Origin of the sequence: Pueribacillus theae, from assembly GCF_003097615.1 — a bacterium.
Classification (GTDB): Bacteria; Bacillota; Bacilli; order Bacillales; family UBA6769; genus Pueribacillus; species Pueribacillus theae.
In genome coordinates this window covers 1-20,214 of the sequence record NZ_QCZG01000051.1, presented here as the reverse complement: position 1 = coordinate 20,214, position 20,214 = coordinate 1, and the positions used below count along the sequence as shown (strand labels likewise).

20 protein-coding genes are annotated in these 20,214 nt (G+C 38.9%); 13 read left to right on the top strand and 7 right to left on the bottom strand.

The genetic code is table 11. The annotated features are described in order from the left end of the window. The first annotated feature begins 425 nt into the window (after positions 1 to 425). From copZ to DCC39_RS16685, 3 genes are all read left to right on the top strand, one after another. Positions 426 to 632, top strand: a complete 207-nt coding sequence (copZ, locus tag DCC39_RS16695; RefSeq protein ID WP_116556039.1) for a copper chaperone CopZ — start codon at positions 426 to 428, stop codon at positions 630 to 632. A gap of 120 nt (positions 633 to 752) precedes the next feature. Next, a complete protein-coding gene (locus tag DCC39_RS16690; protein ID WP_116556038.1) occupies positions 753 to 3,170 on the top strand; it encodes a heavy metal translocating P-type ATPase in 2,418 nt (805 codons plus the stop codon). A 14-nt stretch (positions 3,171 to 3,184) separates the two neighbouring features. Then, positions 3,185 to 3,421 (top strand): hypothetical protein, encoded by a 237-nt coding sequence (locus tag DCC39_RS16685; RefSeq protein WP_205948540.1) that lies wholly within the window; start codon positions 3,185 to 3,187, stop codon positions 3,419 to 3,421. 75 nt (positions 3,422 to 3,496) lie between these two features. Here DCC39_RS16685 and DCC39_RS16680 read toward each other — a convergent pair whose 3' ends face one another. From DCC39_RS16680 to DCC39_RS16665, 4 genes are all read right to left on the bottom strand, one after another. Then, positions 3,497 to 3,814 (bottom strand): CotD family spore coat protein, encoded by a 318-nt coding sequence (locus DCC39_RS16680; protein ID WP_116556037.1) that lies wholly within the window; start codon positions 3,812 to 3,814, stop codon positions 3,497 to 3,499. Positions 3,815 to 4,164: 350 nt separating this feature from the next. Beyond that, complete coding sequence (ggt, locus tag DCC39_RS16675) at positions 4,165 to 5,844, bottom strand: gamma-glutamyltransferase (RefSeq protein WP_116556036.1); 1,680 nt, start codon at positions 5,842 to 5,844, stop codon at positions 4,165 to 4,167. A 17-nt stretch (positions 5,845 to 5,861) separates the two neighbouring features. Then, on the bottom strand, positions 5,862 to 7,043 hold the full coding sequence (locus DCC39_RS16670; RefSeq protein WP_407071869.1) for a M20 metallopeptidase family protein: 1,182 nt from the start codon (positions 7,041 to 7,043) through the stop codon (positions 5,862 to 5,864). A 390-nt stretch (positions 7,044 to 7,433) separates the two neighbouring features. Continuing rightward, positions 7,434 to 8,633, bottom strand: a complete 1,200-nt coding sequence (locus tag DCC39_RS16665) for a DUF418 domain-containing protein (RefSeq protein ID WP_116556034.1) — start codon at positions 8,631 to 8,633, stop codon at positions 7,434 to 7,436. Between the two features lie 155 nt (positions 8,634 to 8,788). Between DCC39_RS16665 and DCC39_RS16660 the strand changes: the two genes are divergently transcribed. The 5 genes from DCC39_RS16660 to DCC39_RS16640 all read left to right on the top strand — a co-directional run bounded on the left by DCC39_RS16660 (position 8,789) and on the right by DCC39_RS16640 (position 13,890). After that, entirely contained in the window at positions 8,789 to 9,502 is a 714-nt protein-coding gene (locus tag DCC39_RS16660; RefSeq protein WP_116556033.1) for a response regulator transcription factor, read from the top strand. Further along, positions 9,499 to 11,292, top strand: a complete 1,794-nt coding sequence (locus tag DCC39_RS16655; protein ID WP_116556032.1) for a sensor histidine kinase — start codon at positions 9,499 to 9,501, stop codon at positions 11,290 to 11,292. Before DCC39_RS16660 ends, DCC39_RS16655 begins: the two co-directional genes overlap by 4 nt. Beyond that, entirely contained in the window at positions 11,286 to 11,783 is a 498-nt protein-coding gene (locus tag DCC39_RS16650; protein ID WP_116556031.1) for a PH domain-containing protein, read from the top strand. Before DCC39_RS16655 ends, DCC39_RS16650 begins: the two co-directional genes overlap by 7 nt. After that, positions 11,780 to 13,270: a PH domain-containing protein gene (locus DCC39_RS16645; RefSeq protein WP_116556030.1), complete on the top strand. Its 1,491-nt coding sequence runs from the start codon at positions 11,780 to 11,782 to the stop codon at positions 13,268 to 13,270. The genes DCC39_RS16650 and DCC39_RS16645 overlap by 4 nt, the downstream gene beginning before the upstream one ends. 110 nt (positions 13,271 to 13,380) lie before the next feature. Continuing rightward, positions 13,381 to 13,890 (top strand): hypothetical protein, encoded by a 510-nt coding sequence (locus DCC39_RS16640; RefSeq protein WP_116556029.1) that lies wholly within the window; start codon positions 13,381 to 13,383, stop codon positions 13,888 to 13,890. A gap of 140 nt (positions 13,891 to 14,030) precedes the next feature. On the opposite strand, the gene DCC39_RS16635 is transcribed toward DCC39_RS16640, so the two are convergent. From DCC39_RS16635 to DCC39_RS16625, 3 genes are all read right to left on the bottom strand, one after another. Then, positions 14,031 to 14,576, bottom strand: coding sequence for a hypothetical protein (locus tag DCC39_RS16635; protein ID WP_116556028.1), 546 nt, complete (start codon positions 14,574 to 14,576; stop codon positions 14,031 to 14,033). A 269-nt stretch (positions 14,577 to 14,845) separates the two neighbouring features. Beyond that, positions 14,846 to 15,553, bottom strand: a complete 708-nt coding sequence (locus tag DCC39_RS16630) for a CPBP family intramembrane glutamic endopeptidase (protein WP_116556027.1) — start codon at positions 15,551 to 15,553, stop codon at positions 14,846 to 14,848. Positions 15,554 to 15,693: 140 nt separating this feature from the next. Then, positions 15,694 to 16,464, bottom strand: coding sequence for a MerR family transcriptional regulator (locus tag DCC39_RS16625; RefSeq protein WP_338066570.1), 771 nt, complete (start codon positions 16,462 to 16,464; stop codon positions 15,694 to 15,696). A 236-nt stretch (positions 16,465 to 16,700) separates the two neighbouring features. On the opposite strand from DCC39_RS16625, the gene DCC39_RS16620 reads away from it, so the two are divergent. The 5 genes from DCC39_RS16620 to DCC39_RS16600 all read left to right on the top strand — a co-directional run bounded on the left by DCC39_RS16620 (position 16,701) and on the right by DCC39_RS16600 (position 20,194). Beyond that, entirely contained in the window at positions 16,701 to 17,864 is a 1,164-nt protein-coding gene (locus DCC39_RS16620; RefSeq protein ID WP_116556025.1) for an MFS transporter, read from the top strand. Positions 17,865 to 18,040: 176 nt separating this feature from the next. After that, on the top strand, positions 18,041 to 18,481 hold the full coding sequence (locus tag DCC39_RS16615; RefSeq protein ID WP_116556024.1) for a universal stress protein: 441 nt from the start codon (positions 18,041 to 18,043) through the stop codon (positions 18,479 to 18,481). An 82-nt stretch (positions 18,482 to 18,563) separates the two neighbouring features. Further along, positions 18,564 to 19,100 (top strand): ribosome hibernation-promoting factor, HPF/YfiA family, encoded by a 537-nt coding sequence (hpf, locus tag DCC39_RS16610; protein ID WP_116556023.1) that lies wholly within the window; start codon positions 18,564 to 18,566, stop codon positions 19,098 to 19,100. Positions 19,101 to 19,301: 201 nt separating this feature from the next. Next, on the top strand, positions 19,302 to 19,985 hold the full coding sequence (locus DCC39_RS16605) for a response regulator transcription factor (RefSeq protein ID WP_116556022.1): 684 nt from the start codon (positions 19,302 to 19,304) through the stop codon (positions 19,983 to 19,985). 5 nt (positions 19,986 to 19,990) lie between these two features. After that, positions 19,991 to 20,194, top strand: a complete 204-nt coding sequence (locus DCC39_RS16600; RefSeq protein WP_116556021.1) for a hypothetical protein — start codon at positions 19,991 to 19,993, stop codon at positions 20,192 to 20,194. The last annotated feature ends 20 nt before the right edge of the window (positions 20,195 to 20,214 follow it).

The window sequence follows — 20,214 nt, the reverse complement described above, 5'->3', positions numbered from 1 at the left end:
GAGTACAAATTATCGGATGTTCTCTAAACAAAAAAGGACCGGGCCGCTTTTTGCCCGGTTTTTCTTAATATCTGACTTCATTTGCAATTTATTTTTACATTATTCTATAGTAGATAGAGCCAGTCCTTCATGCTGGCATTTTATTTTACATTTGACATACCCACCTTGGGTATGGTAATCTTATCTCGTAAGATTGTTTCCCAGTAAGCCAATGCTATAGAAAGGTGGATAGATGAATTGCCATAATATAAAGAGGTTCATCGTCAAAACCAAAGATTGATACAAGGATTAAAGAGTATGAAAAAAGGAATACTTGCTTTATATAAACAATAAAAACTGTTCCCCCAGTTTAATTTAAACGTTCCAAAATTACCTACACGGGTAATGTAAAATTTACAACTAAAAATTATAGGAGGAATTATTTTATGCAACATACAACATTGAATGTACAAGGAATGTCTTGTGGGCATTGTGTTAATTCGATTGAAGGAAATGTAGGTAAGCTCAACGGGGTGCAATCTGTTAAAGTCAATTTAGAAGAAGGAAAAGTGGATGTTACCTTTGATTCAGACGCAGTAAGCTTGGAAAGAATAAAAGAAGAGATCGAAGATCAAGGTTACGAAGTGGGGTAATATTAACACAAAAATATAACAATAACTAAAAATGAAATAGATCGTGCTCTAGTAAAGCACGATCTATTTATTAATTAAATAGTACCCCTATACCGTATATAAAAGTTTGGAGTGAGAGAAATGAGCCAAAAGGAGACTACCCTACAAATTACAGGGATGACCTGTGCAGCTTGTGCAAACAGAATTGAAAAAGGGTTAAAAAAAATTGAAGGTGTAGAAGAAGCAAATGTGAACTTTGCGCTTGAAAAAACACAAATTAAATATGACCCGGAAAAAACGAACGTATTACAATTTAAGGAGAAAGTCCAATCACTAGGCTATCATATCGTAAGCGAAAAAGTGGAGTTTGATATTTCCGGGATGACCTGTGCAGCATGCGCCAATAAAATTGAAAAAAGGCTCAACAAGATGGATGGCGTTAATCAGGCTACCGTCAACTTTGCGTTGGAAACAGTTCTTGTGGAATATAACCCTGACCAGGTATCCGTTACCGACATGAAAGAGGCGATTAAAAAGCTTGGCTACACCTTAGAGCAAAAACAGGAAAATGCGGGAGACCAAGTTGATCATAGGCAAAAGGAGATTGAAAAGCAGCAAGGGAAGTTTCTTTTCTCTCTCATCTTGTCCTTTCCGTTGTTATGGGCAATGGTGAGCCACTTTGAATTTACTTCTTTTATTTGGCTACCTGATATGTTTATGAACCCTTGGGTCCAATTCGCGCTTGCCACACCTGTTCAATTTATAGTAGGCGGGCAATTCTACGCTGGGGCATTTAAAGCATTACGAAATAAAAGTGCAAACATGGATGTACTCGTTGCGTTAGGTACTTCCGCTGCCTATTTCTATAGCCTCTATCTAAGTATTAGGTCAATAGGCTCCAATGCCCATATGGTCGAGCTCTACTATGAAACAAGTGCGGTTCTTATTACTTTAATTATATTGGGGAAACTATTTGAAGCGAAGGCGAAAGGCCGTTCATCCGAAGCAATTAAAAAGCTTATGGGATTACAAGCAAAAAATGCGACGGTTGCCCGTAATGGCCAAGAGATGATCATTCCGATTGAAGAAGTTTTACAAGGCGATATTGTTTATATAAAGCCGGGCGAAAAGGTACCGGTTGATGGAGAAATTGTTGAAGGCCAATCTGCGCTTGATGAATCCATGTTGACTGGGGAAAGTGTTCCGGTCGATAAATCGATCGGAGACAACGTCATTGGATCAACCATAAATAAAAATGGTTTCTTAAAAATTAAAGCAACCAAAGTTGGGAAAGATACGGCTTTGGCTCAAATTATAAAAGTAGTTGAAGAAGCTCAAGGCTCCAAAGCACCGATCCAACGGATGGCAGACGTGATTTCGGGTATTTTCGTTCCAATTGTAGTTGGAATCGCGATTATCACTTTCCTAGTGTGGTACTTTGCCGTCAGTCCCGGAGAATTTGCGGAAGCCCTTGAAAAGTTTATTGCTGTCTTAGTGATTGCTTGTCCTTGTGCACTTGGCTTGGCCACACCAACTTCGATTATGGCTGGTTCAGGCCGGGCCGCGGAATTTGGAATTCTATTTAAAGGCGGGGAACACCTCGAAACGACACATCGATTAGATACGATTATTTTGGATAAAACCGGTACAGTCACTAATGGGAAACCTTCGTTAACAGATGTCATTTTGGCAGAAGGTATAAATGAAACTGAATTTCTAACATTGGTCGGAGCTGCAGAGAAAAACTCAGAACACCCACTCGCCCAAGCGATCGTTGAAGGAATTCGAGATAAAGGAATTGAACTGGCCGCACCGGAAACGTTTGAAGCCATCCCCGGTTTTGGAGTACAAGCGACGGTTAATGGGAAAGATTTACTGATCGGTACACGCAGGCTCATGGCAAAGCATGATATTAACGTGCAAGCTGAGCTGACAAAAATGGAGGAATTAGAGAAGCAGGGAAAAACGGCCATGTTGGCGGCGATCGACGGCCGTTATGCCGGAATTGTTGCCGTAGCTGACACGATTAAGGAAACATCAAAAGAAGCCATCGCACGATTGCAGGATATGGATTTGGATGTGGTGATGATCACAGGCGACAATACCCAAACTGCCCATGCGATTGCCGAACAAGTTGGCATAAAGCACGTCATTGCAGAAGTTCTGCCGGAAGGCAAGGCGGAAGAAGTGAAAAAGCTTCAAAAGGCAGGTAAAAAAGTGGCGATGGTAGGCGATGGAATCAATGACGCACCCGCTCTAGCAACAGCCGATATTGGGATGGCAATCGGGACAGGAACCGATGTGGCCATGGAAGCGGCGGATATTACTCTGATTCGCGGGGATTTAAATAGTATTGCCGATGCCATTTTCATGAGCAAGAAGACGATCACCAATATTAAACAAAATCTTTTCTGGGCACTTGCATACAACAGCTTGGGTATCCCTATTGCAGCAGCAGGCTTTTTGGCGCCATGGTTAGCGGGGGCTGCGATGGCTTTTAGTTCCGTATCGGTTGTATTAAATGCCCTAAGACTTCAAAGAGTGAAGTTGAAGGGTTGAAAGGAAGAGTTGCTATGAAACGAAAGATTTGGCTCTGGATCGTTTCGGCTGTCGTGTACCTTGTAATCGTCATCGCAGGTTATAGTGTATACGCAAGTGTGAATCCTGCAACAGATGGAAAAACGAATCATGCAGATGTGGAACAGGAGGAAGAAAACGTGAATCATCAACATAGTCATCATGAACACGGAAACCATGGTACAAACACTGCTAGTGAAGTTACTCCCAAAGTCCCAGAAAACCATAGTTAATGCGGGATAGCTTTTTAAAAAAACAGGCCCGGCGCTGACCGGGCTTAATTTACGAATATAAAATTGGGAAATTCTTTACCAGTGTTTTTTTGGCTTGTATCCATAACGATGGTGTTCAGGAGGGCAAACACAGTAATGTTCTTCTGAAATAGAATTCACGACTGATTTTGTATGCGGATAAGAATGCATATATTTAAGAGTTGTATGATTTACTTGCGTAGTGTGTGATGGATGCACCACCGGGATATATACATCCTGCCCTACATATTCATTAAGCTGTTTCGTTGGGCTAATTTGAGCTGGCATCGTTTTGGCAGGCAATTGTTGTGCAGGTTTGGCTTGTGGATAGCCGCAAGTGCATTTCCCATAACAACCGCAAGGTTTATAGCTCATAAAAAAAACCTCCTTTTTTTAGAACCTATGTTAAATACTATGTAGTACGATTGTCCAATGAATGGACAACTACCCAAAATTCGATAAAATAGGCAACAAAGATTGGTGGCTTATTAGATATTTTCACTTCCCTAACTGTGCTTGTACATGAGGGTTATTTTATGTTAGCAACCTTGGGGGCGGAGCTATAACAGTCATTGAATCTTCTTCTTTGGTGTGGATGTCCTTCGCCATTTAAACAGAGATGGAAAAGGTTAACTTGCATGGTGAGAGTGAGTGTAGTACATCTCTTTCAAACGATGGGTGAAAGGGATGTCCTTTTTGTTTTCCCAACAACAAACACTTGGTGTTTAAAGCCCCACTGGAATCCCCGGACGCGAAGAGTCACACGCGCCGTAATATAGGTTCTTTTCCTGGTCAAACAGGACAGCCTGTACATTCCCTATCTCCAAAGGGATGTCATCAAATTCGTAGTTCATCTCTTTAAGTACCCTTTTTGCTTCTTCTGGCATGCCTTCCTCCCACCAAATGAGCGGGCCGGTGCCATTATAGATTCTTGGCTCTTCAATTGCTTCTTTCAAATCCATTTTATAATCAAGGACATGGATAAGCGTCTGCAATACAGAGGCGACAATAGTGGGGCCGCCCGGGGAACCGAGTGTTAAAAGCGGCTTGCCGTTTTTGAAGACTAGTGTCGGCGTTTTCATGCTTACGGCAAATTTATGCGGTTCTACACTATTAATGCCGCCTATGGATGGATCAAAGTCTGTCATGTCATTGTTCAGTAAAAAACCATAGCCCGGAACCATAATGCCCGAACCGAACATATGCTCAAGGGAGGATGTACAGGCTGCAATATTTCCCCATTTATCAACAGCAATAAAGTGGGTGGTTTCACTTCCTTTTTCATTTGTATGCGGTTTTAAACCGCTTGGCTCTCCGTTCTTTTCATATTTCCATGGATTGCCGAAGCTGATATCAAGATTGCGGTTTTTAAAGTTGTACAATTTTAATCGTTCAGCGATGTAATCAGGATGAACCAATCCTTGAAGGGGCACGTCGTAAAAATTCGGGTCTCCCATGTGCGCCAGTTTGTCGGCTGTCATGATACGCAATGTTTCAGCCAAGAGGTAATATTTTTCCCATGAGCGGACATCGTATTGTTCAATATGCAGCTTTTCAAGCAGTTTCAACATATAAATTAATGCAAATCCGCCTCCGTTTGGCGGGCTTGGGACGACAATTTCAAACCCTTTATAATGAGCCCGCAGGGGTTGTTGAAAAACCGCTTCATAGTTTTTGAGGTCTTCCTTTGTCAGGCAACCGTCCATTTCTTGAACAGTTTTTACGATGGCATTGGCAATTTCGCCGTTGTAAAATGCTTCGGCTCCTTCTGTTTGCAGGATACGGAGCGTTTTTGCCAGTTCTTTATTTGGTACGATTTCGCCTACCGTCAGCGGCACGCCTTCCGGCATGAAAAAATTCTCTGCTTCTTCTCCTAAACGCATGCGAAAGCGTTCAAGGGCCACTTTCCATGACTCGTTTACTTCAACACCATTTTCAGCGAATGCTATCGCGGGCTGTAAGACTTCTTCCCATGTTTTCTTTCCGTACTTTTCCATGGCGGCGGAAAACGCCTTAATGATCCCCGGTATGGCTACGGCTGTACCCGGAGTGGAACGCTCAAAAAAAGGAATCTCGTCTTCATGTTCATCCACGAAGACATTTTTCTTTATATTGGCCGGTGCTTGAGAATGGCCTTGGATAACGGTCGTTTTCTTAGTTTGATTATCATAATAGATGATAAACCCGCTTGCACCGAGCCCTGTATTAAACGGTTCTGATACAGCGAGCCCAAATTGGATGGCTGCCAAGGCGTCCATGGCATTGCCGCCAGACTTTAACAGTTCGGCGCCTGCTTGGGAGGCTTCCTTCGTTGCGCTTGCGGTCATTCCAAAATTTCCCCAGGCTCGTTGTTTGTCGCCCTCTGAATCTATTTTTTGATTTTTGTACAAGTCTTTAAGCGTCATCACCATCATCCTCGTGTCTAATTATTTTCTAATTGGTTTAATGCCCATTGGGCGAGAATAGCTGATCCGTAAGGAAGGGCCTCTTCATCTAAATCAAATTTAGGATGGTGAAGGGGGTAAACAGCATCTTTCAATTCGTTTCGTACACCAAGCCGAAAATACACACCGGGAACTTCATTCGTATAAAAAGCGAAGTCTTCGGCGCCAGTTGATGGTTTGGAAATTTGAAATCGCTCTTCGCCTAAGGTTTCTTTCACCGTCTTTTCAACACTTGTTACTAACGATCGAGCATTTAGCAACGGTGGATAGAGGCGCGTATAATGGAATGAAAATTTTGCATCGAAAGCTTCGGTTATGCCTTTAATGATGCGTTCCATTTTATCATCAATTGTTTCGCGTATTTCCGAATCCAATGTTCGCACTGTGCCAGCCATTCTCACAATGCCAGCAATGGCATTGTTCACTGTTCCCCCCTGAATGTTCGCAACAGTCATAACGGTAGGGGATACCGGATCGATTTCACGGCTTATTAATTGTTGCAAAGAGGTAATGACTTCAGCGGCAATCGTAATCGCATCTTTTGCTTTATCTGGGTGTCCGGCATGTCCGCCTTGGCCGATGATTTCAATTTCAAAGGAATCAGAGGCCGCACATGCTTCATTTGCTGAACAAGTGAAGTAACCAGTTGGTACATCGGGATTTACATGCAATGCTGCGATTGCTTTGACTGTCGGGTTTTTCAGTACGCCTTCATCGATCATTTTTTTTGCACCAAATTGTCCTTCTTCAGCAGGTTGAAAAATCAGCTTAATTGACCCTTTTCTGGGAGGGTGTTTTTTTAGCAATTTGGCGGCTCCTAATAACATGGATGTATGCCCATCATGGCCGCATGCATGTGTGATGCCCAGGTTTTTCGATTTATATTCCGTTGTTTTCTCATCTGCCATCCTAAGGGCGTCCATATCGGCTCTAAGTGCAACCGTTTCACCTTTTTCTTGGCCTTCAACCATGGCCACGACCCCTGTCCTTGCCATTTGAACGATATTTGCAAACCCCATTTCGTTTAAGCGATCCTGTACAAATTTTGAGGTTTGATACTCTTCTAGACTAGGCTCCGGATTTTCATGAAGATGACGCCTCCAGTTGATTAATTCGCTATGGAAATTTTTTGCATCCTCTAAAAGATCCAATGTGTTCACTCCTCTACAGATAAAGCAATTTATCCCGGTGCAACCGTCCGTAAGATCCCTCAAGATTTAGAGATTTCGAAGAAGTCTAAGTGAGATAACGGACGCTAACACCCCGATAAGTCTTACTAACCATCAGTGGGGGATAAAGAAACCCCCCACTGATGGAAATCTCGCTTTATAGAGATCGTTATGTCTAATACATTCCCGAGTAAATTTGCGATAAAACATAGGTAGTATTCAGACAACAGGAGCTGCTTTCGGTCGCTAATAAATAATGTTTACCTAGAAATTATTTCATCGATTAAAAAAATGGCCGTTCAAACTCTGCTAGAGATTGAACGGCCATTTTCGAGTACAGCCAATTTTAAGGAAATACGTTCCCGAAAAGCCTCGCTTTATCTAGGCGATTTTTTCTTTAGGCCTTTTCATTCTGGGTCTTCCGGAAAAAGAAAAATAAGTCCAGATTCTGTTTATTTTTTCGACTGGCCCAAAACGGAAATACGTTAAATAATAATGGCTTATGCACATTTGTAATCCGTAAATGGCGAATCCTAAAATAATTCCTACACCCACCCCCAATTTGGCGAATTGGCCCAATCCATAGCCGTAAAAAATTGTCGTACAAATGACGGTTTGTAATAAATAGTTGGTCATTGATAATTTACCAACGTTTTCAAACAGCTTTAGTAATTTACTAGCCCAGGACTCACAGTACAGGAGGGCGATGCCAAAAATATATCCAATCGAAAGTAGGGGACCCCCTAAAGTGATGGCTACATCTGACCAACTCGCTTCAGGGAAAGTGTGGAAAGCTGCTTTTAAACAAAGCCCCAGAGGGATTAAAATGGCTGCTCCATATTGATAAAGCTTTTTTTCTTTTAACGGATTTAAAAAGATTTTCCGTTTGGCCGCATACATACCGTATAAAAACATCGGTGCCGTAAATAAAGGCGAAAATAATGTTACAAAAAACAATAGATAGGCTTCGTCCCCCAATGGATCTTCATGATTGCGATGGTCCATAATCTCCTGATACGTACCTGTTCCATACACATCTATCGTCTTTTCAATGTATGTCTCTAGTTTTTTCGGTTCTACGATGTCTGCATTTCCACCATCGATCAAAGAGCCCAGACCAACTAGTAAAATCATGATGGAAGAGAGGGTAATCGCCCAGACAAGTAACGTCTTTTTCTTTCGATTTAGAAAAAGCAAAAGAAAGAATCCCATCATCCCATAAAAGAATAAAATATCTCCTTCCCATAAAAAGATCCCATGTAAACTGCCAATGGCGAGTAAAAATAAGGCTCTTCGAACAAAATGCCTTTTTATTTTTAATCCTTTTCTTTCCAAGCTTTCCTTCATCATGATCATGGAATAACCGAAAAGAAAGGTAAAAATCGGCAAAAAACTTTCTTCAACGGCAATTCGGAGGAAAGAATTCATAAGGGAATCAAAAGGGGAAAGGGAATAAAATTCCATCTTGTCTTTTCCCCAAATTCCGTATTGGAAAATAAGTAGATTGGCAAGTAAAATTCCTAGTAGACTAAATCCTCGAATGCCGTCAATCGTGTGTAATCGTTTGGCTGTGTCTTTCAATCTCAAAAACTCCTTCGCATGTTATTCATGGATAAGAGTAAAGGAGGAAGTTAACTTTTTAGGAACGAAAACCTTACGATTCCCTTAATTCTCCATATAAGTTGTTCAGCTATTTGTAAGGTTCATATGCTAGGATTAGTGTGGGGTGATTGCTTATGCGTAACAGCCAAATCTTATTAGTGGATGATGAATTTTCTATTATCCAAATGGTAGAAATGGTCTTAAAAAAAGAAGGTTTTCTTCATATATTTAAAGCTGAAACAGGCAAAGAAGCAATGGAGATTATTCGAAAGGAATCGATCGATTTTATTGTCTTGGATGTCATGCTGCCAGACATTAATGGCTTTGATCTATGCACAAAAATTCGAAAATATACAGATGCTTATCTTCTATTTTTAACGGCAAAGGTGACGGATTTCGATGTTTTGACAGGCTTTGAAAAAGGGGGAGATGATTATGTCACAAAACCTTTTAACCCCCTTGAGATCGTGGCTAGATTGAAAGCCCAATTAAGAAGGAATGGTGGCAAAAGGCAAACACCAACCATGAAACATAAAAAAAGATATGATTTTGGACATTTTTTGCTGGATGAAGAAACAGGTGAATTATTTGTTGAGGGAAAGGTTGTGCCTTGTCCAGCTCAAGTCTTTATGTTATTGCTTTATTTTTGTAAAAATCCAAACCGCGTCCTATCGAAAGAACAGTTATTTACGGCCGTTTGGGGATATGATCACATGGCAGATGATAATACAGTGATGGTTCATATTCACAGGATTCGTGAAAGAATCGAGCCTGACCCGGGAAAACCAATCTTCCTCCTCACTGTACGCGGCCTTGGCTATAAATTGGTAAAGGAACATCAAAAATGAAGCTTCAAAGAAGAATTGCTTTCCATTTTTCAATTCAGTTTATCATTTTATTTGTGTCTGTTTTTTTCTTTTTTATCTTTCTTTTTATTTTAGTGGCTAACTTAATGACGAAGATAGAATTAAATGCAAATACGGCAGACGGCCTAGTTGATACCATTCCATCGATGGTGGCCATTGAGAAGGATGAGGTTACACTAGATGAGAAATGGTCGAAATTATTAAAGGAAAATGACATGTGGATGCAAATTATCGACAAGAATGGTTATGTCATCTATTCCGAACATGCTCCCCAATCGTTAAAACAGGATTATACGATTAATGAGCTTCTTCTCATTGAGGAATCGAGGGAAGTGGAGCATTATCCTGTACAAACCTATTATGATTCGTGGATGAGCAGTAAATATTATTTTTTATTTGGGTTTCAGCATAATTATAAGGAAATGTTGGGGGAATGGTTTGCAACATACAGTCATCAAGGAATGGTAGACAAACAGGAACTATCTGCTTTGGAAAAAAAGTTAAAACCGATAAATGGCTTTATTCAAATTTTTAAAAAAGGGGAATTAATCCAATCAATTGGAACCGACGATAATGAAAAACTGAGTCATTTGGAATTAATAGGCCGCATTTATGAACCAGGAAAGCATGCGACCAAGGTAAACGTCTATAACGATCCGACATCAGAAGTTTCTTGGGTTCTTCATTTGCCTGGAAAAGAAAACCAAAAGCCTGCTTGGCTTTTTTCATCTCAGGAAATGCAAATTTTACTGATTGCCATTTCCATTAGTTTGCTAATTACGATTATTTTTTCTGTTTGGAACGGGTATCGCTATGGCAGACCTTTATTATTGTTTGTAAACTGGTTGGAGCGAATGGGGGAAGAACGGTATGATGAGGTGTTAACAGAAAAAGAGAAGAAAAAGGTGTTTAAAAAGAAAGGGAAAACCCGACATCGGTATCGCTTATATCAAGAAGTATTTCAGTCTTTTTATAGTATGGCTGATAAATTAACTAAAGCGGAACAAGAGCGAACGCGACTTGAACAATCGAGGGAAGAATGGATGGCAGGCATTTCCCACGACTTACGAACCCCTCTTTCGACAATCCAGGGGTATGGACATATGCTGGAAAGCAATCAATACGATTTTTCAGCACAGGAACTACAGGAAATCGGAAAAGTGATCAGGGAAAAAGGCGATTATATGATGCAATTAGTCAATGACTTTTCACTTGTTTTCCAGTTAAAGAACAGAGGGATTACGCTCGAAAAAAGAATAGTGGAAATCAACCAATTTGTCCGTAAAACAGTCATGAAGTTTGAAAAAGACCTTACTCTTTCTAAGGTTTCCTTTTTATTTGCCGGCACGAATCGGGAAGTCTATGTACAACTTGATCCGAAATGGTTCATGAGGGTGTTGGATAATATTATTTACAATGCAATCAAGCATAATCCGCCGAATACGAAGATTATGGTTCGACTCCTTCAAGAAGAAGAAAAGGTTAAAATTCTAATTCAAGATGATGGACAAGGGATGGACGAGGAATTTATCCAGAATCTTTTTGAACGCTATTACCGGGGTATAAATACGAATGAAAAAGTTGAAGGTACCGGTCTAGGCATGAGTATTGCGAAAGCCATCGTTGGATTACATGATGGCGAGATACAGGTAACCTCTACATTAGGAAAAGGAACAACAGTGGCCATTTCCCTTGCAACTTTTAGGGGATCTGAACGTTGGAATAAGTTCAAACCGATTGATCGAATGAATGTAGGAGTGATATTTTGTTAGAAGAAATACATCCACCAAAGAATAGACTATCTAAAAATATTATTAAAGCAACGATCTTACGTGAGTTAATTGAAAATAGCGTTGTTTTTATTGTCCTCGGTATTTTAATTTATTTAGATTATCGATTTTCCTGGAAAGATTGGATCGGTTGGATTTTAATTGCAATTGCCGCTATTACCCTACTGGCAAGCATTTGGTCTATTACTATTCGGCCCTTTCTTCTTTATAAAAATACACGCTATCATGTAGATGAAGAATTTTTACAATTAAAAACGGGGGCTTTTATTGAAGAATATGAAATCGTACCGATGACCAAAATCCAATCCGTTGAAATGAATCAAGGACCCATCATGCGTAAATATGGGCTTTGCTCGATATCCGTTGAAACGATGGGTTCAAGCCATGCAATATCCGGACTACCACGGGACGTTGCCTGGGAACTAAGAAATCAAATTGCCCATTACGCTAAAATAAAGGAAGTAGAATCATGAAGAAGAAACGATATCATCCATTACTTATATTTTATGACCTATGGGGTTATGTGAAAAGTGTATTTTTTCTAATCTTAATACTCGCTTTTAATTATAAATCACAGACATTTTTTATGAAATATGGTCGCTATGCCTTTTATCTATATACCGCCATTACGATTATTTACTTTATTTTAAAATGGTTTACACATCAATATAAACTTGGAGATACTGCCTTTCATTTATATAAAGGGATTTTTAATAAACAAGAACGAACTATTCCTTATTCTAAAATACAAAATGTCAATCGCCATACATCTAAATTTCATCGCTTATTTAAGGTGACATCCATTCATTTTGAAACAGCGATGCAGGGTGATGATGCAACCGTCAAATTCGAAGTCATATCTCCTATGCAAGCGGATCAGATGGAAGCGTATATCGCAAATTGTACACATTATGGTAAGAGAGTAGATGAAGCGGAGCCGATAGTTACTGGGCAGAGCCAAGATGAAAAACGAGAACGAACGGTTCATTTTCATCCAACAAGACGTGATGTGATCAAGGCATCCTTCACTTCACTTAGTTTTTTGGTGCTTGTTCCCATTCTTGTGACCTTCTATTTTAAAGTAAATGAATTTTTAAATTTGGAGGAAAGGGCGGAAGGATTCATTTCTACCATTCTAAGCGCCTGGTGGCTCACCGCAATCATGATTATCCTTCTCGTTATCGCATCAATTATCTTTGGAATGGCAAGGGTATATTTAAAATATGGAAAATATGAAATTTCCTCTGATGAAGAGCGTATTTATATTACACAAGGAGTCATTGATGAAACGTCATTTTCTATCTTAAAAGGGAATGTACAAGCTATTGAAATCAATCAATCGCTGATGAAACGAATTCTTGGAATTGTCGAAGTGAAATTAATTAGTGCTGGCAATCTAAAAATCGATGATGATAAACTAGAAATAAGCTCACTGTATCCATTTTTGCCGGAAAAACGAGCATATGAAATGATAGCAGAAATTTTACCATCGTTTGAAATAACGGAGGATCTGTTTAAATTACCGAAGAAGTCGTTGTGGGTGCGCCTGCTCAGACCGATTTGGTTTTTGGTTCTTGCTTCAGTTGCCCTCGCGTATTTTAAACCTGCTATTTTTGGTATTCAACAAGCGTGGTGGATCGGTATTATCATTCTCTTTATTGTTATTTATGTGTACGTTATATTGAGTTATAAAAATACAAAATACACATTAAACGATAAGTTTATCCAAATAAAAAAAGGTGGAATTGCAACATCCCAATTCATTTCAAAAAGGGATAAAATCATTGAAGTGAAGGTTTCTCGATCAATTTTTCAACGAAAGCTTGGGATAGCATCCATTGAAATCGTTAATCGCGCAAATCCGGTTCGCCATACAGGCTTAGACGATATCCCTGTGGCAAAGGCAAGCTCTTTTTACACGTGGTACATGGATCGAACGAAGGAAATAGAAGTAGAATAATTACTGAATATTTTACTCGGTATTACCTTACCATTCGCATATCATTTAATTAAAGTTGAATAAAATCATTCAATCGATTGCTATACTAGGGAAATGAATAGAGGATTTTTATGAATGTACTCATTATAACAGGGGCTATTGTTATTATAGGCTCTATGGCATTTATTAACCATGTCATTAACAAAGATGAAAGTTTACTAGTAAAAATGTGGCTTGTCCCGCTGCTGTCGATGTTTATTGTCATTCCGATTGCTCTTTTTGGTTTGGTTTATTGGGGAATATTAAGGATTGCCAGTAATTTTAATCCAATTATTTTTTCGGATGATCTTTCATTGTTCGGAGCGGGCGTATTATTAATCGTTGCTTTTCTTTTGGCCGAAGTGTTGATTCATCCCGTTGGGGCTGTTTTTTATTTTCTTATGTTCAAAAGAAAACCGCATTGGGTTGAGAAAAATATTCTTTCGATTTTTTTGGATACGCTCGTGATTTATCTTATAATGGATCTTGTTCCTTCAGTCGAAATGAAACATTGGATGACTGCCTTTTCGATCTCCGTTTTCGTTCACGTTATCGGTTGGTTGATTGAGGGAATTGGAAAAATGATGAAAAAAAAGTCTTAGTAAGAGCATCTAACGCAGCGCCTGAATAACATGGACAGGTTGGTTTCATTCCGCTTATCCGGATATGAGAGATTGATTATCTACTTAATGCTTCTTTTAAAGTTGATTGCAAAATGCCTTTTCATTCGTTATTTATGTTTTTATTTAATTTGCCTTAACCTTGCAATGTCAGCTTCATGCGAGATGGAGCGAAACGATAGACGCTCAAGGATTTTTTGTTGTTCCTGTTGGATTTCAATAATGGTTTGTTGTTGGGTATTTAGATTGGCAATCTCACTTTTTGAATCTGCCACTGTTTCATTTGTTGATTTTACGATTTTGATAAGTTGAGTTAATAAATCACTTTGTTGGTTCAACATACGGCTATGTTCATCCAATAGATTACTCTGCTTATTTAGTATTTTACTATGTTCATCCAATAGATTATTCTGCTTATTTAGTATTTTACTATGTTCATCCAATAGTTTACTCTGCTTATCAAGTATTTTACTATGTTCATCCAATAGTTTACTCTGCTTATTTAGTATTTTACTATGTTCATTCAATAGTTTACTCTGTTCATCTAGTATTTTACCATGGTTACCTAGTATTTTACTGTGTTCATCTAGTATTTTGCCGTGTTTATCGAGCTTTTCACCATGTTCATCTAATTTTTCAAGGATCTTTTTTGACAGCTGCTCATTCATTCTTATTCTCCTTCCTATACTTTTTTCATGGCTCTAAATAAATCATTCTTATACCAGATTATACAGCAACAACATGTTACATGAAATATGCAAAGTTATCGTTTTAATGGGGCATTAATAAAAGAAATATTTTGACTGGGGGATTATGAATGAGGATTATGTCCTAGAAGAGAATGAGGAGTGATTTTGTGATATTTGTCCTAGGCCTATGAGTTCAATTATTCAACAAGAATTGGCAAATTCCTTCTTAAAATATAATTTTGTTTTTCTCATCCATTCCCCAGTCCAATTGTAATGAAAAACAGTATCGTTACCGCGGCATTTGTAAGGCCATGAATAATAATCGGTGTCCACAATGTACCACTTCGTTCATAAACATAGGCAAAAAAAGCTCCCATAACAGCCGCATTAAAAACGAGTTCCCATGAAGGGACATGATCCAAACCGAATAAGATACCATTCAAAATAATCCCGACTAAGAATCCAAATTTTACACGAAAATATTTATAGATGACACCCCGAAATACGGCTTCTTCGACAATCGGTGCAATAACAGCAACCATAAGTAACGATAATAAGAAGCCAGAGCTTTCGATTGTATCTGCCTTTGACGATTCCCCAGACCAAATGAGTGCCGTTACACTTAAAGCAGCCGCATTTAATACAAAACCGATGATGCTCCATATAATGAGTTGAACCGTACTTTTTTTTGTTAAGGGGCGAAATCCGAAATCTCTCCATGAGAGTTTGTGTTTAGAAAAAATGACGACCCAAACTATTCCTAACTGTAAGAGATGAATGGCAACCGCTCCAATATAACCCGCTAGCCATGGAGTAAATCCCAATTGTTCCAATGTTTTGCCTGCACTGTTGAATGCTGTGCCCGTACTTAAAATAAACCAAGTGAAGAAAACAATGAACAGATCCAAGCCATTCCATGAAACTTGTGTTGTTCGAATATCAGATGCTGAATTCATAACGTCCACCTCGAATTCCTTTATTAATCATACTCGTTTTCATCATAATAAAGGATGACGTTACGTCACTTTCAAGTTTTTTTATATAAAACCCCATTTCACTACTTTTTGAAATGGATATTTGTGAACCAAACAACGATTTATTGATGGTGGACATCCCTTCTATTGCTTACATAGATTTCTGATGCTTCTTCAAGAAATTTCAATATTTCCGGTTCGATTGGATAAAATCCTGCGTCTTGTGATTTTTTTGGCGATTTTCGAATTTCCCAAAATTTATCGAGGAAAGCATCATTGTTATTTCCAAAGGTTTCTTCTTGTTTCTCATACATGCGCCTTATAATACGCTGTATCCGGATAGAGCCTGCCCCTTCGTCCTTATGTTGTTTCAATTGCCCAAGCAAGGAGACCCATTCCAGTGAATCGGGATCTCCACTATTCACATTTGGCAATAGGTCCAACAACGCCGTTTCCTTCTCCTGAAACATTTGATTACGGTAAATTTCCCGTTTATCTTTATTTTTTTGGTAAAGCTGGATTAGCTTTTGTATTTTAATCAAATCAATCTGTCCATCCATTGTAAGTCCATTTAACAGCCCGCGCAGCGTTGATTCAATTTGTGCCAATTTCTCTTTTTCTTGTGAAATAAAGGTCAACTGATTTCGCAAACATTCCGCCCAATCCCAATCGTTGTTAGAAAGCATGTCTTTGATTTCTTTCAAGCTGAAGCCTAAAGTTTTTAGAAATTGAATTTCTTGGAGTTTTTGCAATTCGACTTCTCCATATAATCTGTGGCCGCCTTCTGTCTTTGCGGCTGGGGGCAGCAAGCCAATATGATCATAATGGCGCAGCGTTCTTACAGTAATGCCCGTCTCTTTTGTTACTTCTTTAATGGATATCAACCGGAACACCACCTTTGTCATTCAATCTTAAGTACAGTATACAAGATGACCTTACGTCACTTTCAACGATTTTTCAACAAGATTTTGTAGGGGAAAAGGGGACTTTTTATATTCTTTTCATGAACTCTGCCCAGTAAAACTGCAAATCTTTCTCTCATGCATAAAATAATTGACTCTCAAACAGATAAGCGTTTATATTGTTCTTTGGACCTTTCTTAACTGGATGAAAAGAAGGAGAAAGTAAGATGAAAAAGCAAAATAGAACGTTAACCATGTTACTCATAAATTTATTTATCACTTTTTTAGGTATCGGGCTAGTTATCCCAGTGTTGCCAACGATTATGGATGAATTAAATTTATCCGGCTCCACTCTTGGCAATCTTGTTGCTGCGTTTGCGGTAATGCAGCTTCTAGTGTCTCCAATTGCAGGCCGATGGGCGGATACATTTGGACGCAAAAAAATGATTATTCTTGGTTTGTTGCTTTTCAGCGTTTCGGAATTATTGTTCGGGCTTGGAAAAACAGTAGAAGTTCTTTTTATCTCCCGTTTGCTTGGCGGAATAAGTGCAGCATTTGTTATGCCTGCAGTAACGGCATTTATTGCGGATATTACAACGATCGAAACACGTCCGAAAGCGCTTGGCTACATGTCAGCCGCTATTTCGACGGGATTTATTATTGGGCCAGGCGTTGGCGGGTTTTTAGCTGAAATCGGGTCGCGCCTTCCATTCTTTACGGCAGCAGTCCTTGCGTTAATTGCTGCGATTTTATCAATGATGACGCTTCGTGAAGTGGAACGGAATCATGAAGAGACGATGCAAGAGAAAAGATCGGGACTTAAGCGTATTTTTGCACCGGTGTATTTCATCGCTTTTATGATTATTCTCATCTCATCATTTGGCTTGGCTGCGTTTGAATCATTGTTTGCATTGTTTGTCGATCGTAAATTTGCTTTTACGCCAAAGGATATTGCTATCGTTATTACAGGCGGAGCGATTGTAGGGGCAGTTGCGCAGGTTGCGTTTTTCGATCGCTTAACAAAGCACCTTGGAGAAATCGGATTGATTCGTTACAGCCTGATTTTTTCAGTAATTCTAGTCTTTTTAACGACTGTAGTAAATTCGTATTTACTCATTCTTCTTGTAACATTTATTCTGTTTGTCGGTTTCGATTTAATTCGTCCAGCTGCTACATCTTACTTATCGAAAATCGCCGGGGATGAGCAAGGTTTTGTAGGCGGGATGAATTCGATGTTTACAAGTCTCGGAAACGTGTTTGGGCCCATTGTTGGGGGGATTCTATTCGACATTGATTTCAACTATCCGTTCTATTTCTCATCATTCTTTTTAGCGATTGGAGTTGCGCTGTCACTAGCTTGGAAAAAGCCGGCTGCTATTAAATCTTTATAGAATTTCTGCTCATGGTTTGGCTTTCTACTATTTTACTTTGCACAGGGGATCATCTTATCTCTGGTTTGCTTTATTTTATTCATATAACGCTCACAATTCTTTATGGATAATGCCTAATTTATTTTACATTGTTTAGTATAATGGAATTAGAAATTTCCAAAAGGAGAGTGGGAAAAATGGCTTATCAAAATATTATGGTGGCTGTTGATGGTTCTGACGCAGCTGAAGCTGCTTTCAACCGTGTACTTAAAATTGCGAAAGAAAATGAAGCAAAGCTTTACATTGCACATGTAGTAGATCTTAGAAATATGGCAACAATTGAATTCTATTCCCCTTCTGTAGATGTAATCGATGATATAAAAAATGAAAGAGAAAAGCTTCTTGCCGAATATGCTGACAAAGCAAAGGCCCAAAAAGTAGATAACATAGAAACAGTGTTTCGAACGGGGAATCCAAAATTGGAATTAGCTGTCACGATCCCTGAAGAATATAATATTGATTTAATCGTCTGTGGGGCAACAGGCTTAAATGCGATTGGACGGTTTTTAATAGGAAGTGTAGCAGAGCAAATTGTTCGAAACGCGACATGTGATGTCCTTGTTGTTAGAGATAATTAATTCGAATTTTAAAAAGAAAATGAATAAGAACAGCTCAAAATTGTGAAGATAAATGGCAGAATTAAGCTGAGGAGTGGAAGCCATGAAGTTTGAGATCCGCGGTGAAAACATTACAGTAACAGATGCTTTGAATGATTATATTAAGAAAAAATTAGGAAAGATTGAACGCTATTTCGATTCTGAAATCAATGCTGATGTGCATGTGAGGATGAAAGTTTACAATAGCAAACAGACGATTGAGGTTACCATCCCAATGAAGGGTTTATTGCTTCGTGCTGAAGAAAGCGATCAAGATATGTATGCGGCGATTGATCAGGTGGCTGAAAAGCTCGAAAGGCAAATCCGTAAACATAAAACAAAAATTAATCGCAAGTTTCGCAATGAAGGAAGCATTAAAAACCTTTTTGCAGAGGCACCAGCTGATAAACGCGAAGATGCAGCATTTGAAATTGTCCGCAAGAAAAGCTTTCATTTAAAGCCGATGAACGTTGAGGAAGCCATCTTGCAAATGAATATGCTTGGGCATAGCTTCTTTATATTTTCGAATGCTGAAACAAATGATACAAATGTTGTTTACAAAAGGAAAGATGGGAAATACGCACTCATTGAAACAGAATAATCTTTTATCTTTTCAAGAAAGCTCACAATTCTAATCATTAGGTTGTGGGCTTTTTGTTGTCGGCCCCTATTTAAAATAGCTTTGCAAAGAGTAGTTTATTTCTGCTCTTTCTGCTTGCTTATGCCAGTCTTAAAAGAGCTATAGCATCCAAGATGGTTTTTTCGATACAATGAGAGTAAAAATAAGGTGCGGTGACATTCTTTGTTTAAACTAATGTTAATTGAAGACGATGCGACTTTGTTTCAAGAAATAAAAGAGAGGCTTGTTCAATGGTCGTATGACGTATATGGTGTGGCGGATTTTAGCCAAGTGTTTCAAGAATTTACAGTTGTAAAACCTGATCTTGTGATTATTGATATTCAGTTGCCCAAATTCGATGGCTTTCATTGGTGCCGGTTGATTCGCGAGCATTCCAAGGTTCCGATTATCTTTTTATCGTCACGTGATCACCCGACAGATATGGTGATGTCCATGCAGCTAGGTGCGGATGACTATATTCAAAAGCCCTTTCATTTTGATGTCCTTATCGCAAAAATTCAAGCGATTCTTCGCCGCGTGTACAATTATAATACAGACCAAATTACATTAAAAACATGGTGCGGAGCAACTGTCGATTATGAAAGCAATACGATTACTTATTCTGGAGCTTCAATCGAATTGACAAAGAATGAAATGTTTATTTTAAAACAGCTCATTGAACAAAAAAATAAAATCGTAAGCCGTGAAGCGTTAATCAAAAGTCTATGGGATGACGAACGGTTTATTAGCGACAACACCTTAACAGTCAATGTGAATCGCTTGCGGAAAAAACTGGATGAATTAGGCTTGGGCCATTATATCGAAACGAAAGTGGGACAAGGCTATATGGCTGTAGAAGAGGCGTGATTTGTATGGTTGGAAAATTTTTGTTGGAAAGATGGAGTTGGATCCTTCTCTTTTTAGCCCTGCAAGCTTTTATAATTTTTGTCGCATTGATTGATGCCGCTATCCCACTGCCTTCCATTCTTTATGTTGTTTTTTTATCTGTCTTGATTTTTCTTATATTTATTACTCAACTTTCGCAGACTGAAACAGGCAGATATACCTTGATATAATTAGGTAAGCCTGCAATCCA